The sequence below is a fragment of the Azospirillum sp. OGB3 genome, from assembly GCF_014192915.1.
Classification (GTDB): Bacteria; Pseudomonadota; Alphaproteobacteria; order Azospirillales; family Azospirillaceae; genus Azospirillum.
Genome location: NZ_JACHYN010000020.1, coordinates 19,246 through 34,241 on the forward strand (window position 1 = coordinate 19,246; position 14,996 = coordinate 34,241).

Genomic DNA, 14,996 nt, shown 5'->3' on the forward strand with positions numbered 1-14,996 from the left:
ACGACGCTACCCGTTCAGCCAGAGCGCGAGGTAGCCGTTGCCCTGCACGGTACCGGGCATCGTCGCGACCGCCCCGACCGTCTTGCCGGTGAGCGTCAGGCTGGCGTCGATGCGCCCGTCGCCGTCGATGTCGATCTGGGCGGTGGCGCCCTTGTAGCCGTCGGCCCCGTTCATCTCCGCCCATGACAGGGTTGATCGGCCGTCCTGCCAGCCCCAAACGGTCACCGTCTCACCCATCTCCAGGTCCGTCACGGTGGACCAGACCGGCGCCCCCGCGCGCCCGTCGACGAAGAAGGTGTCCCGGCCCGCCCCGCCGGTCAGGAAGTTCGACCCCGTACCGCCGTCCAGCACGTCGTCGCCGGCCCCGCCGTCGATGGCGTCGTCGCCGCCCAGGCCGTTGATGAAGTCGTTGCCGGCGCTGCCGGCGATGGCCTCGCCGGCAGCGCTGCCGATCCATTGCCACTGCAGGGAGGACAGGGGACCGGAATAGGACGAGGCTTCCTGAAGGATGCTCTTGCCGGTCGCGCTTTCGGCCACCGCGTAGAAGGTGGTGGGCACGGTCCCGGCCTGGGCGTCGGGGTTGAGGGCCAGGGTCATGTCGCCGAAGGACAGCCGTTCGATGCTGCGCAGGGTGGTCGTTCCCTGGGAACTGGTCACGGTCACCGCACCGTCGCCGGTGTGCAGGATGCTGTAGGCTTCGGGCGGATTTTCGAACAGGGCGGTGTCGATCCCCTCGCCGCCGTCCAGCGTGTCGTTGCCGCCACCGCCGATCAGCGTGTCGTTGCCGGCGCCGCCGATGAGGAGGTTGTCGCGCTCGTTGCCGATCAGCAGGTCGTTGCCCGATCCGCCGACCGCGTTCTCGATCCAACAGTCGTAGGCGATGCCGAGCGTCCGCCTCTCCAGCAGGAAGCCCGACGACCAGGCCGGCCCCAGGTCGCTGTAATGGCCGGGGCGCAGGTCGATCCGCGCGTCGGTCGTCTGGTTGGCCCAGCTGATGGTGTCGTTGCCGCCGGCGTCCCAGATGGTCTCATAGATCGCCTGGCCCGGCGCCCAGGAATAGACGGTGTCGCCGGCGTTGGTCGCCATGTTGGCGCCGTACAGGTACTGGATCGCCCGGATGTCGTTGATCATCGGCGTGGTGGCGAATCGGTCCTGCCAGTACCCCATCGTCGGCGAGGCCCCGACGAAGGACTTGTAGCTCATCACGCTGTAGAGCTGGCTGTCGATGGCGGTGGGCGCCTCCGGGAAGCCGGCCCCGCCGTCCTCGTGCGTGTGCTTCAGGCCGAGCGCGTGGCCGATCTCATGCATGGCGGTCAGGTAGGCGTAGGAGCCGCTGCTCCAGGACAGGGAGGGATCGGCGAAGGTGCTGCCGAACCAGACGTCCCCCCCTTCGGGCAGATCGCCCGTGGTCATGATCGTGTAGGCGACCGCGGGCGATGCGCTGCCGCCGATGCGCAAGTCGCCGCAGGAGGCGGCCGTGTCGGCGACCTCGGTGCAGGCGATGTTCGCCACCGCGCTCCAACTCCCGATGGCTTGGCGGATCGCCCCCTGGGCCGTGCCGGACAGCGTCCAGACGCTGGCCGGGTCCGGCGTCGCATAGCCGTCGCGGTAGGCGGAGAGCCCCGCCACGCCGAAGGAATAAGTCAGGGAAACACCGGTGCCGGGCGTGCCGTCCGCCCCCCATTTGTAACCCCACAACAGGGAATCAATGGCGATGCTACCGCTCGCGACAATCCCGGACACGGGATACGCGTAATCAATTGCGCTCATCGCTCAATATCCTGAAATGAAGATGGACCGCGCGGAGCGGATTGGTCTTCATTTCAGGATGGATGCGAGGCAGACAATTATTCGAATGAGCGGCTACCCAGAAGCATTCGCCGCCATAAGGAGAGCGTTAAAGCGGTATTATTTCGCTTCTTTTTCGAGGTGTAGCGGCGCATGGATGTAGCCCCGCCGGATCGCGCAAACCATCGGTGTGCGCCGGGTTGTCCGTGGAGGCAACCGGCCGCGCAGGGGAGCGCAAAGGGAACAGCGGATCGGATGAGCTTCGCATGAAGGCGGCGCCCCGGTCGCGTCCGCGGCATCTCCGCATCACTCATCCGCTTGGCAGTGCGCCCGGATACTCTCACTCGAATGTGCGGCGACCGCCCGGATGCGACGGCCGGGCGGACGGATGGGGTGTCCCGACGGGCCGGGGCGGCTTGCGCGCCGCGTCAGACGAAGGCGTTCTCGACCAGCTCGCACAGCATGTGGCCGGCGGCGATGTGCATTTCCTGGATACGCGGGGTGTCGGAGGAGGGAACGCACAGGCAGACGTCGCACAACCCCTTCATCCGCCCGCCTCCGGCGCCAGTCAGGCCGACGGTGCGCAGGCCGAGGGCGCGCGCCGCCTCCAGGGCGGCGACCACGTTGCGGCTGTTGCCGCTGGTCGAGATGCCGACGAGCACGTCGCCAGCCCGTCCAAGCCCGCGCACCTGCCGCGCGAAGACCTCGTCGTAGGAGTAGTCGTTGGCGATGGCCGTCAGGGCGGATGTGTCGACCGTCAGCGCCACCGCCGCCAGCGGGGGCCGGTCGCGCAGGTAGCGTCCGGTGAGCTCCGCCGCCAGATGCTGGGCGTCGGCCGCCGAACCGCCGTTGCCGCAGAACAGCACCTTGCCGCCCGCCCGCAGGCCGTCGATCATCACAACGGCGGCGGCCGCGATGGAGTCCGCCTGCTCGGCGAAGGCAACGAAGTTGCGGGACGTCTCGAGAAAAGCATCGCGGACGCGGTCGGCGGGGTTGGTCATGAGGGCTTCCTGGAAACGTCGAGAGGGCGGGTCCTTCGTCCCGCACCATACGATGGGGGCGCCCGGCGGCGCCATCCCGCTCTTTTCCGCCATCCTTGGCGGGTGGCCTTGGCGGGTGGCCGTGTGGCAGCCCCCCGGTGCATCGAAAGGAATGCTCAAAGAAGTCCGGTGCGCCGCCACGCCGGCAGCTTCCGGTTCAGCAGGTCGGGCAGCACCACGGCGAGCCGGTCCCGCATGGCTTCGCGACCGGTGACCGGACTGCCGTCCTCGGCCAGCACGGACCGCCCGAATCCCTCCAGCGTTCCGGCCACGAAGCCGCCGAGCGCCTGGACGTCCAGCGGCTGGCCGTCCCATTGGCCGGTCAGCAGGCCGGCCAGGACGAGGCGTTCCAGCGAGTCCGCCGCGACGCCTTGCCCGACGACCGGCGCGGCCAGATGGAACAGCGACTCATCCAGCCCCATGCGCCGGGCCACCGCCCGGTTCAGCCGCCCGGCCGCCGCCCGGCCTTCTTCCGGCGCGTCCACCAGGGGGTGCGCCTGGTTGGAGGACACCAGCAGCGCCAGGAAGCGCGACAGCGTGCCGAAATCGTGCCGGGCCATTTCCGGCATCGCGGCGATCTCGCCCAGGCTCGGCGTTCCGGCGGCGAGCGCGTCGAGGATCGGCAGTCCGAGCGACGGGTCGTGGCGCAACTCGCCCAGCGGCACCGGGATCGCCAGGCTGGCGTCCTCGCGCGGGACCAGAAGCGTGAAGCGCCGTTGCCGCAGGGCCGCCTCGGTCTCCGCCGGCGGCATCGGGTCCGGACCGCGCACGAAGACGTCGCGGCGGAACACTTGGTTCACCGCGAAGTCGCGCACCGTCTGGGCCAGCGTCGGGTCGGCGATCTCCGCCAGGATGGCGCGCAGTTCCGCGCGCACCGCGAGGTCGTCGAAATTCTGCGGGATGGTCGCCGAACCGGCGTAGCCGAGCTTGGCGCGGGCCAGATCCTTGGCCACCTGGGCGTGGCCCAGCGGTTCCCAATGGCTGTTGAGATATTCGTGGCTGAGATAGCGGCGGTCCTGCCCCGCCATCATGCCGAGATGCTGCCCGGCCGCGCTGTTCACCGCGAAGTAGCCGGCCCCGGCCTCGCTCAGCCGGTTGAGGAAGCCCAGCGCCGCGTCGAACTGGCGGTCGCTGCGTCCCGGATTGGCCGCCGCGTGCGCCAGGATCAGCTTCTGCAGGGGCATCAGCGGCGCCCAGCCCGGCTGGCTGTTGTAGCTGAGATAGACCAGACCGCCCGGTTTCAGCATCCGCTCCAGGATGTCCACCACCGCCTGGCGGTTCTCCGGGCTGATCCAGCTGTAGACGCCGTGCAGGGCGATGATGTCGAACCCCTCGCCGGCCCTCGTCTCCTCGCCGGGAAGGTCGCCGGCGGCCACCTGCTGGAAGCTGCGCTCGTGAAAGGCGACGTTGGCGAGTTCCGCCTCCTCGGCCAGGCGGCGGGCGCCCGCGATGTGCAGCGGGTTGAAGTCGATGCCGGTGAAGCGCCCCTGCGGGTGGGTCGCGGCCAGGATGTTCAGGGTCATTCCCTGGCCGCAGCCCAGCTCGCAATAGCGGAAGGGCCGGTCGGTGCGCGGCGGCCGGATGCCGTTCAGCAGGCAGACGTAGGAGAGATAGCCGGGGGCCAGCTCCCGGTAGGCGCCGTGGGTGTAGGCGATGTCGGCGTTGTACCCGTCGCTCCAGCCACTCATGCCGGTGTCCTTTCCGGGAGTCGTCCGTTGGCAGCTGTTCTGTGGGACGGGGTCCGGCCGGCGATCAGGTCGTCGGTCAGGGCGAGGAAGCGGGGCAGGGTGACGGTGTGCAGGTCGTAATGCTCCACCGCGGTCCGCCGCGCCCGGTCGCGCAGCGCCTGCATCCGGTCGGGGTGCTCGAACACCTCGTCGATGCGCTCGGCCAGCCCGGCGCCGTCGAAGAAGTCCACCAGAAGCCCGTTCTGCCGGTCGCGCAGCACCTCCTCGACCGGGATGGTGGAGGAGCCGATGACCAGGCAGCCCGCGGCCATGGCCTCCAGGAAGGACCAGGACAGGACGAAGGGGTAGGTGAGGTAGACGTGGGCCGAGGAGATCCGCAGGATGGTCAGGAAGCTGGGGTAGGGCACCTTGCCGAGAAAATGCACCCGCTCCCGGTCGATGCCGGCCCCGACCTCGTCGAGCAGGATGTCGCGGTAGCTCCGGCCACCGGGGGCGGCATGGCCGTAGCTGACCTCGTCGCCGCCGACGATCAGCACATGGGCCTTGGGCCGTCGCCGGAGGATGTCCGGCAGGGCGCGCATGAAGACGTGGAAGCCGCGGTAAGGCTCCAGGTTGCGGGCGACGTAGGTGACCACCTCGTCCTTGCGCGTCAGCGTCAGGCCCGAGGGCAGTCGCAGCCATGCGTCCGGTTCCGGCCGCACGATGCTGGTGTCGACGCCCTCGTGGATGACGCTGATGCGGGACCGCATGTAGTCGGGGTAGAGCGACCACTGCCAGCCGGTCGGGGTGTGACCCCAGTCGGCGGCCTCGAAGCCCAGCGTGTTGATCGCGTTCTTGGTGCGCACCCGCGGGCCGTCGTTCAGGCTGACCGGCAAGGACGGGTCGAAGCCGATGTCGGCCCCGGCCAGATGGTAGAAGAACTCGAAATAGGCGAGCAGCGGCACGTCCGGCCAGACGTCCTTCATATACAGCGTCTCGCCCCAGCCGTTGTGGCCGATCATGATGTCGGGGCGGAAGCCCTCGGCCTGCAGGCGCCGGCAGACCTCGTAGACGCCCTGCCCGTAGATGACCGCCTGCTCCAGCTCCTGGAGATAATGGTGGGTCGACGGCCGCGCCGCGCGGAAGGGCTGGTAGGTCGCGCGCTCCACCCCGGGAATCTGCGTGGGGCTCTCATGCGAGATGAAGACCACGCGGTTGCCGGGCTGCGCCGCCAGATGCTGGACGATGTGCTGGTACTGGCCCGGAAAGTTCTGGTGGACGAAGAGATAATTCATTGCGCGTCGCCGATTCCGCAGAAGGCCCGTCGCGGGCCGAGTCACGTTGCACGTCCTGTTGCCCCGCGGCCCGTCAGGCCGTCGGGAAGTCCCACGCGGCGCTGTCCAGCGCGTTCGCCGGCGCCGGCGGCCGGTACGCCCGCACCCGCAGTTCGTAGGCCTCTTCGAGGCGCCAGATGATGACGGGCCCGAAGCCGATGTCGCGCAGCGCCGTCTCCAGCATGCGCGGCGTGAAACCGGTACGGTGGGCCATGAAGCGGTCGCCGGCGGCAAGCGCCGGCCCGAAGCCGTAGACGACGTCGAGGGGGAAGACCGGCCCGGCCCCGGACTGGTAGAGCGGCTCGTCGATGTGGTCCGCGGCGATCCGCCGTGCAACCGCCTGAAGGTCGGGGACGGCCAGCAGCAGGCAACCGCCCGGCCGCAGCACGCGCAGGAACTCCCGCAGGGCCAGGGGCACCTCGTGGGGATCGAGGTGCTCCAGGTTGTGCGACGACCAGACGGCGTCGATCGATCCGTCCGCGACCGCCGTCATGTCGGTCATCGACGCGACGATGTCGGGGTCGGCCTTCGGGTTGATGTCGAGCCGCAGTTCCCGCCACCCTTCCACCGGAAAGACGGTGCCGATGATGGAGATGGCCCGCGGACCGCAGCCGACGTTGAGCACGGTCCTGGGCGCGGACGTCGCCGCCGGCGGGGTGTCGGGCATCTCCGGATGGAGCATCAGCCTGGAACCGCTCCCGATCAGAAGGGGCGCGGCTGGGCGAAGGCGCCCTGCTTCTCGACCAGGCGCAGCAGGATGCCTTCCAGCGGGTCGCCGATGGCGTCCGACCGGCAGGGGGTGCCGTTCTGCCCCGTCGGCGAGCGGTAGCCGCTGACGAAGGCGCCCTCGTAGACGCAGTCGAACCGCTCGGCCGCGGCGCCGCGCAGGCGGATCGAGAAGCCGATCAGCGGCGTGCCGAGGCCGCGGCTGCCGCACATGCCGCCGCCGGTGATCCAGGGCGTCTCCCAGCCGTTGGCGGTCAGGCCCTTGTACTCGATGTCCTCGGGCGACAGGCCCTCGACCGGGGTGATCGAGAATGCCTCGATCCACAGCCGCTGCCCGACGGCGCCGGCCCAGTTGGAATCCGTGAAGCGCAGGTCGCCCTGGCGCTGGACATGGGCCAGGATTTCCGTGCGCGGGAGGCGGACGGCGGGAGCCGGCGCGGCAACCGGCATGGCAACCGGCGCAGCGGCCGGCGCGGCAGCCGCGGGGGCCGCAACCGCGGGCTGGGCGGCGGCCGGAACGTCGTCGATGCGGGCGAACTGGAGCGAGAGCAGCGCGTTGGTGCGGTCGATGTGCTTGTAGGAGCTGAGGATCACATTGGCGGGCCCGCCGGTGACCTTGATGATGATCGTGTCGCCCGGCTTGGTCAGCCAGTTGCCCGGAACACTGCCGATCATCTCCACGCCGGCGCCGGCCAGGCCGTTGGGGGCAACGGCCAGCTGCACGCTCGGCAGCGGGAACTCGCCCGGCGCCGCGACGGCGCCGCCACCCGTGACGATCAGGGAGTAGAAGCCCGGCACCAAGGACAGGGTCTGCGCCGTGGCCTTGATCTGGCTGGACTGAGTGGCTTCTGCGGACGCAACGCTACCGATCATCGACGACCCCCCGCGGGCGTGAAAGGTTGAAAACTGGCGAATGGGCGCTTCCAATTCCGTCACCGGGCCGGAGCGCCTGTAATCAGGCCGGAAGGAAATAGGCCTTTCGATTGCTACGCTATGCACTGTGTGAGCGTCAAGGATACCCAGGAGCATGTCGTTGATTGTCGCAGGGGCGAGTTCCGGTGGCAGAAGATGGCCGCCGCCGTCCTGCCGTATCCGCTCGCCGATCGCCCCCAGATCGAAGGCCGCGACCTCCAGCCCGGCCCGCCAGGCGGTGGACAGCGCGTAGCACCAGGTCTCCGGCGAGATGGAGGGCAGGAAGGCGAGATGGGCCTGTTGCGCCCGCACCAGGGCGATCGCCTCCTCCTCGGCGAAGCGGCCGGTCACGACGATGCGCCCGGTCTCGAAGAGCGGCGGGTCCTCCTCGCTGAAGCCGACGACCACGAACTCCAGCGGCAGGTCGCGGGCCGCGGCGTCCCGCGCGCAGGCGAGCAGGACCTCGTAGCCCTTCTGGATGCCGACGGCACCGATGGTGCAAACGCGCCAGCGTCCCCCCGGCGTGCGGGTCGGACGGACTTGGCGGGGAGGTTCCACCGCCTCCCAGGGGCGCACGTCGATGGCGCGCGGGGCCGTGTAGCGGGCCAGGCGGGCTGCGACGTCCCGCGTCGGGGCCGTCACCCGGCGGGCCCCGGCGACCAGGGCGCGCGTGCGCCGGCGCAGAGCGGTCACCGTCAGGTCCGGGTCGGCGCGGTCGTCCGGGTCGGCGGTGCAGCGCTCGCAGGCCCTCAGATCCGGTTCGCCGCAATAGCGCCCGTTCCCGTCCACCAGATTCACCCGCGGGCAGATCAGCCCGTAGTCGTGGACGGTGATGTCGTAGGGCACGCCGAGCCGGGACGCGAGGTCGAGGACGGCGGGATCGTGGCCGAGCGTGTGGTGGATCTCCACCGCCGCCGTCCCGGCCTGCCGCAGCGCCGCCACCAGCTCCTCGAACTCGGCGCGCGTGCGGAACACCAAGTCACGCAGATCGGGCCGGTCCGTCACTTCGACCCGGCAACGCCGCTCGGGTGGATCGTCCGGGGACCGGGACCGCCCCCCGTCGCTCCCGTCGCCATCCTCATCCTCGGGGGGCGGCGCATCCGGGTCCTCCCCAGTCTCCGGTGTCAGGCGCAGGACGCGCCGGCCCTCCGCGCGCAACGCCGCCACGCGTTCGGCCACGAAACGGGCGACGCCGCCGCGGCCGGACAGCGTGACCAGCAGCACGGCCGGGGGGCGCGGTTCCGGCTCCTCGGCGGCCCAGCGGGCAAGATCCAGGCGCCGCCGCGCCGCCAGCAGCGGGTCGGCGGCGATGAAGTCCTGCACCAGCACGTCGTAGCCGGGGTGCCGCCGTTCCAGCAAGCGGCCGTTGCGCGCGGCCAGGATGGTCTTCTGTCGGCCGAAGGAGCGTCCGCCGACATGGGCCACGAAGACGTCGGCCGCGCCCTGGTGGCGCCAGCCCAGTCCCCGGGCGCGCAGGCAGAAGTCGTTCTCCTCGCCGTAGCCGCGGCCGAACAAATGCTCATCGAAGGGGCCGGTCTCCTCCAGGCAGTCGCGGCGGATGTACATGCAGAAGCCGACCGCTGTCGGCAGCTCGACCCGCAGGCCGGTGTTCACCGCACGGGCTTGGCGGTCGAGCCGCGCCGTTGCGGCGGGGGAGGGGGGAGGGGGGCGGTCCGTCCCGGAAGGGTAGCTGAGAATGGTGGCGTCGTTGGACAGGGGCGTCACCGTGCCGGTGTCATGTGACTCGTTGGCGGCGGCGCGCAGGCGGGCCAGCCAGTCCCCGGCGACCAGAGTGTCGGCGTTCAGCAGGACGACGTCGCGGTCCGGGTGCAGGCGAAGGCCCCGGTTGACCGTGGCTGGAAAGCCGAGGTTGCGGTCGTTGCGCAGCAGGGTGATCCGTCCCTCTCCGGCAAGCGCCGCGAGGTCGCGGACGAGATCCGGCTCCGGGCTGGCGTCGTCGATGACGATGACCTCGTGCGGTGTCCCGTCCTGCCTCGCTGCCGCGAAGACCGAGCGCAGGCAGGCCAGAGTTTCCTCCCGGCCGCGGTAGACCGGGACGACGACGTCGACCATGGGGGAGACGGGCCTTCGTCCTGCCGGTCTGGCCGGGATTGGTCCGACCGGCGATGGCCGGAAGGGCAGGCGACCGGGACCTGGCCAGGGCAGAGGGCTGCCGGCGAGCGGAACCTCCCCCGGTCCGGCGGCGACGTGCAGCGGGCCGGGCGCGAGGCCGCTGCGGTCCAGGTCGAGCGCGAAGGCATAGTCGCCGTCCTCGATTCCGAAGGCCTGGGCGGCCTCCATCGGCCGGTCGGTGGCCAGCGTGACGGAGCGGCCGGCAGAGTCGCTGACCCGCACCGCCACCCGCTGTGGCGGGTCCCCCGGGCACCAGGCCCAGCCGGACAGGCGCGTGGTGCCGTCCGGCCCATCCTCAAGCACGGCGCTGCCTTCGACGGCGGCGTGGCGGCACGGTTGCAGCGCCGCGCCGAGAAGGGGCTGGCCGTCCAGCGTGACGGACAGGGGCTCGCCTTCGGCCTCCGGCCCCAGAAGCAGGGCGAAGCGGACGAGGCCGGACGCCGGATCGGGCTGGCCGTGGCGTTGCAGGAAGGACGGACCGTCGAGGACCAGGAGCGGCCCCCGGCCGGACTCGACGCGCAGAACGCTGTCCGCCCGCGTCCGGTCTGGGTGCAGAGCGCCGACGATTCGCAGACCGACGTCGGCCGCCGCCCAGCCCGCGGCGTCGCCGGAGCGCGCGGCATGGTCGGCGAGGTCGGCGAGCAGCGGGGCGACGCTCACCGGAAAACGGTGCAGCAGCCGCCCGACGAGCGGGAGGAAGCGGTCCATGGCGCCAAGCCGGGCCAGGGCCTGACCGAGCACGATCGATGCGGTCGGGGTGGCGGCCCGCTCGGCCACCGCCTCCAGCAGGGGTGGGACGTCGCCGGGGCGGTCCGCCGCGATCAGCAGAGCGGCGAAGAAGGCCTTGAGCGCGATGTCGTTGGGCGCAAAGCGCGCGCTGCGTTCGGCCCAGCGCAAGGCTTCGCGGAGGTCGCCGCGGGCGACGGCGCAGCGGGCCAACCCGGTGGCGCCGTGGATGTGGCTGCGGTCGTCGCGCAGCAGGACGCAGGCTTCCCGCTCAGCCTCGGCCCAGCGGCCGTCGGCGATGGCGCGTTCCAGGGGGCCTGGATCGGGCTTCGGCGTCTTCGGGGGGCTCATCCGTCTCGCCGCGTGGAAAGCTGGGCACCGGCAGAACCGAGCTTCATCATGACGTCAGGCCCTGGCCCGTGAATGGAATGGCGAGGATGGCCGGATGCCCTGCCGGGGCCGCGTCCGCCCAGCGCCGACGGCGCTGACGAAGCGCCCGGGCGGGTATTGCTGAAAGCGGTGCCTTGGCGGCTCGGCGTGTCTCTTGGGAGGCTTCATGATGCAAGCTACCCAAGAAAAAGGCACGGCACAAAAACGGCATAAAAATGGACCTGCCGATCGCTCGGCAGGTCCATTGGGGGCTTGCAGGGGCCCTTTACTCTTATCAGACGGCGAAGTTGCTGGCGGTCAGGTTGCTGACGCCGGCAACCGTGATCTGCGTGCCATCCGACAGAGAGATGATCGAGCTGCCGCCCGTCACCGTGACCTTCGCCGCAACCTGCGCCGCGGACAGGCCGTAGCCCTGGACCGCGATAAGGTCGGTGCCGGCCTTGAAGTCGCCGATGACGTGCTTGCCGCCGCCGAACACGGTGCTGAACACGAAGACGTCGTTGCCCTCGCCACCGAACAGCGTGTCGTTGCCGACGCCGCCGATCAGGGTGTCGTTGCCGGCGAAGCCGCCCAGAACCGCGTTGCCGGTCTTGGAGGTGCTGCCGATCAGCAAGTCGTTGCCGCCGCCGCCGGCGATCGTGGTGTTGCCCGAGCCGCCGAACAGGGTGTTGTTGCCGGCCGCCGACGCGATGGTCGAGTTGCCCGCGCCGCCGATGACCAGGTTGGAGCCGCCGACCACGTTGATCACGGCGTTGCCCGTGCCGGCGCCGATGGTGGCGTTGCCGCCGCCCGCGATGACGGTGTCGTTGCCGGCCGCGAAGACCTGGTTGTTGCCGCCGACGAGACCGATGAGGTTGTTGCCTTCACCGGCGGTCAGCACGTTGTTGCCGGCCGCGGCCACGACGGTGTCGGCGCCCGAGCCGCCGAGGATGGTGGCCGAGCCGCCGGCGACCGTCGAGGTGCCCAGAAGCTGGCCGCCGGCGCCGCCGACGATGGTCTGGTTGGTGCCCGTGCCGGCCTGGAGGATCGTGCCGGCCTTGTCGTTGGCAACCAGCAGCTGGTTGTTGCCGGCGCCGCCGATCAGGGTCACCGGAGCGGTGTTGTCGGAGGCGATGACCGCGCCGCCCGAAACGGTCGACAGCGCGTAGACGCCGCCAACGGTGGCGTTGACGATCGCGTTGCCGTTCAGCTTGGTGGAATCGACCAGGCTCGTGTTCTTCAGAATGGCGCCCGCCAGCGTGGACGGGGCGGTGGCATTGGTGATACCACCAGTGACCGTGGTGACCGTAGACATAGTAAGGACCCCCCGCAAAAGCGAATAAAACTTATGCCTAAGGGTCGGATACCATTGGTAATCCCTTTTTGCAAGTGCGGAATGGAACTTGTCATCGGACTGACCACCATCAGGTTACCTATGTCACAGGGCGGTGCTCCCAGACGATAATGTTGCATTTCTAAAATATGCATATGGAGCTGCGTGAAGCTCTATGTTGCGTAGGGTTTCGCACCGTCGACGCAGAATCTCCATGTCGAAGTTGAAGTGTTGGGTTCCGTTGGCGGCAAATGGTCCTTCCCTCCAATGGTCGTCGTACTCCCGCGCGTTTCGCGGATCGGTGATTCGCGTCGCTCCGCCTGTTGATCAGGCAATCGATTGGGGCACTCCCCTTGGACCGTTCCCTGGCCGGTCCGGTCTGCTGCGGCCATTCCGGTCAGGTTGACAGCCCTTCCCCCCCCGCCTAGTTCCGGAGCACGCCGCCGGGAGGCCCGGCCGGCGTTGTCCGGATGACACGGGATTAAGGAAGTGCCCAGCATGCTCGACCAACCGGCGGCTCCGCGCCGCGTCCTGGTGACCGGAGGGGCCGGCTACATCGGCAGCCACGTCCTCCATGCCCTGACCGACGCCGGGATTCCCGCGGTGACCATCGACAACCTGTCGACCGGCCGCCGCGCCGCCGTGCCGGAGGCGGTGCCCCTGGTGGAAGGGGATATCGGGTCGGCCGATCTGCTGGAGCGGGTGATCCGCGCCCATGGCGTGGATGCGGTGATGCACTTCGCCGGGTCCATCGTCGTGCCGGAATCGGTGGAAAAGCCGCTCGCCTACTACCGCAACAACACGGTCAACAGCCTGACCCTGCTCGACACCTGCGCGCGGTTCGGGATCGACAAGGTGGTCTTTTCCTCCACCGCGGCCGTCTACGGCGCCACCGACCGCGTGCCGATCGACGAGGAGACGCCGACCGCCCCGATCAACCCCTACGGCGCCTCCAAGCTGATGACGGAGCGGATGCTGCGCGACGCCGAGCCCGCCCACGGCCTGCGCAGCGTCATCCTGCGCTATTTCAACGTGGCCGGCGCCGACCCGGCGGGCCGCACCGGCCAGGCGACGCCGACCGCGACCCACCTGATCAAAGTCGCCTGCCAGGCGCTGCTCGGCCGCCGGCCGGCCCTGTCGATCTTCGGCACCGACTACCCGACTCCGGATGGCACCTGCATCCGCGACTACATCCACGTCAGCGACCTGGCCGAGGCGCACGTCTTGGCGCTGCTCCACCTGCGCCGCGGCGGTGAGAGCCTGACCCTGAACTGCGGTTACGGGCGCGGCGCCTCCGTCCTGGAGGTCGTGCGCACGCTGGAGTCGGTCAGCGGCGAGACGGTTCCCGCCACCTTCGCCGACCGGCGCCCCGGCGACCCGCCCCAGCTTGTCGCCGGGGCCGACCGGATTCGCCAGCGGCTCGGCTGGGTCCCGAAGCACGACCGGCTGGACGAGATCGTCCGCAACGCGCTCGCCTGGGAGCGGTCGCTGCCGGGCTGAGCAGCCTTACAGCCGCCACAGCTCCACGCCGTCCGGCAGCGATTCGCGGTCGAGCATGCCCTTGACGTCCATTACCAGACCGTGGCCGTCCCTCAGCAGGCCGGCCGCCAGCCCCCAGCCTTCGGCCCGGAAGGCGGCGTGCGGGACGGCCAGCACCACGGCGTCGGCCGGCGGCAGATCCCCGCGCGGGGTCAGGGCGAGGCCGTATTCGTGCGCGACCTCATCCGCCGCGGCGAGCGGGTCGTGCACCGCCACCGCCACCCCGAAGCCGTGCAGCTCCGTCACGATGTCGACGACGCGGGTGTTGCGGATGTCGGGCACGTCCTCCTTGAAGGTAAGGCCCAGCACCGTGACGCGCAGCGGGCCGGGCCGGCCGCCGTGGGCGCGCAGCAGCCGCTTCACCGTCTCCTGCGCCACGTACTGGCCCATGGTGTCGTTGATGCGCCGGCCCGCCAGGATAACCTCCGGGTTGTGGCCCAGCTGCTCGGCCCGGTGGGTCAGGTAATAGGGGTCGACGCCGATGCAATGGCCGCCGACGAGGCCCGGCTGGAATTTGAGGAAGTTCCACTTGGTGCCGGCGGCGGCCAGCACGTCGCGGGTGTCGATGCCCATGCGGTGGAAGATCACCGCCAGTTCGTTCATCAGCGCGATGTTGACGTCGCGCTGGGTGTTCTCGATGACCTTGGCGGCCTCCGCCACGGCGATCGAGGCGGCCTCGTGCACCCCGGCCTTGACCACGCTGCCGTAGACCGCGGCGACCAGCGCCCGCGTCGCCGGGTCGGAGCCGGAGACCACCTTGGTGATCGTCTCGAAGCGGTGTTCCCGGTCCCCGGGGTTGATGCGCTCCGGCGAGTAGCCGACCGTGAAGTCCCGCCCGCAGCTCAGGCCCGACTCCGCCTCCAGCACCGGCACGCAGTCCATCTCGGTGGCGCCCGGATAGACGGTGGATTCATAGACCACCACGTCGCCGCGCTTCAAATGCCGCCCGACGGTGCGGCTGGCGGCCAGCAGCGGGCGCAGGTCCGGCCGCTTGGCGTCGTCGATGGGGGTCGGAACGGTGACGATGTGGAAGTCCGCCTTTGCGAGATCCGCCGGATCGTCGGTCAGATGCAGGTTGGCCGCGGCCAGATCCGCGTCCGGAACCTCGCCCGTGTGGTCGTGCCCGGCCCGGAGTGCCGCGATGCGCCGCGCATCGATGTCGAAGGCGACAACGGGCGCACCGGCGGGATCGTCCGCCCGGCCGAAGGCGACGGCGACCGGCAGACCGACGTAGCCGAGCCCGATCACCGAGATGCGGCGGGAATGGGTCATGGTGACAAGGGTTCCTGATCGAGCGAGCGGTGCAAAAATGGCCGTACCGGGCCTCACGGCACCGGACGTCCGCCGCTTTACCGCTCCGGGATTTCACTCGCAAGCTTTCGGCGCTCAAACCAAAGCCGCAGCTCTCAATCAATCATGCCCTTTGCTC

At 70.1% G+C, this 14,996-nt stretch carries 9 protein-coding genes; 1 reads left to right on the forward strand and 8 read right to left on the reverse strand.

Annotation, left to right across the window (positions count from 1 at the left end; all coding sequences use genetic code 11):
- Window positions 1–6 precede the first annotated feature (6 nt).
- From FHW79_RS27515 to FHW79_RS27545, 7 genes are all read right to left on the reverse strand, one after another.
- Window positions 7–1,770 (reverse strand): M10 family metallopeptidase C-terminal domain-containing protein, encoded by a 1,764-nt coding sequence (locus tag FHW79_RS27515; RefSeq protein WP_183181862.1) that lies wholly within the window; start codon window positions 1,768–1,770, stop codon window positions 7–9.
- A gap of 446 nt (window positions 1,771–2,216) precedes the next feature.
- Complete coding sequence (gene gmhA, locus FHW79_RS27520; protein WP_183181863.1) at window positions 2,217–2,789, reverse strand: D-sedoheptulose 7-phosphate isomerase; 573 nt, start codon at window positions 2,787–2,789, stop codon at window positions 2,217–2,219.
- Window positions 2,790–2,944: 155 nt separating this feature from the next.
- Window positions 2,945–4,516, reverse strand: a complete 1,572-nt coding sequence (locus FHW79_RS27525) for a class I SAM-dependent methyltransferase (protein ID WP_183181864.1) — start codon at window positions 4,514–4,516, stop codon at window positions 2,945–2,947.
- Window positions 4,513–5,790 (reverse strand): glycosyltransferase family 4 protein, encoded by a 1,278-nt coding sequence (locus tag FHW79_RS27530; protein WP_183181866.1) that lies wholly within the window; start codon window positions 5,788–5,790, stop codon window positions 4,513–4,515. The genes FHW79_RS27525 and FHW79_RS27530 overlap by 4 nt, the downstream gene beginning before the upstream one ends.
- Window positions 5,791–5,863: 73 nt before the next feature.
- Complete coding sequence (locus FHW79_RS27535; RefSeq protein ID WP_247884635.1) at window positions 5,864–6,511, reverse strand: class I SAM-dependent methyltransferase; 648 nt, start codon at window positions 6,509–6,511, stop codon at window positions 5,864–5,866.
- A 20-nt stretch (window positions 6,512–6,531) separates the two neighbouring features.
- Window positions 6,532–10,677: a glycosyltransferase gene (locus FHW79_RS27540; RefSeq protein ID WP_183181868.1), complete on the reverse strand. Its 4,146-nt coding sequence runs from the start codon at window positions 10,675–10,677 to the stop codon at window positions 6,532–6,534.
- Between the two features lie 313 nt (window positions 10,678–10,990).
- Window positions 10,991–12,010, reverse strand: a complete 1,020-nt coding sequence (locus FHW79_RS27545; protein ID WP_183181870.1) for a calcium-binding protein — start codon at window positions 12,008–12,010, stop codon at window positions 10,991–10,993.
- Between the two features lie 516 nt (window positions 12,011–12,526).
- Here FHW79_RS27545 and galE point away from each other — a divergent pair.
- Window positions 12,527–13,528, forward strand: a complete 1,002-nt coding sequence (galE, locus tag FHW79_RS27550; protein WP_183181872.1) for a UDP-glucose 4-epimerase GalE — start codon at window positions 12,527–12,529, stop codon at window positions 13,526–13,528.
- Window positions 13,529–13,534: 6 nt separating this feature from the next.
- Here the strand turns inward: galE and FHW79_RS27555 are convergent, their stop codons facing one another.
- On the reverse strand, window positions 13,535–14,839 hold the full coding sequence (locus tag FHW79_RS27555) for a nucleotide sugar dehydrogenase (protein WP_183181873.1): 1,305 nt from the start codon (window positions 14,837–14,839) through the stop codon (window positions 13,535–13,537).
- Window positions 14,840–14,996: the final 157 nt, after the last annotated feature.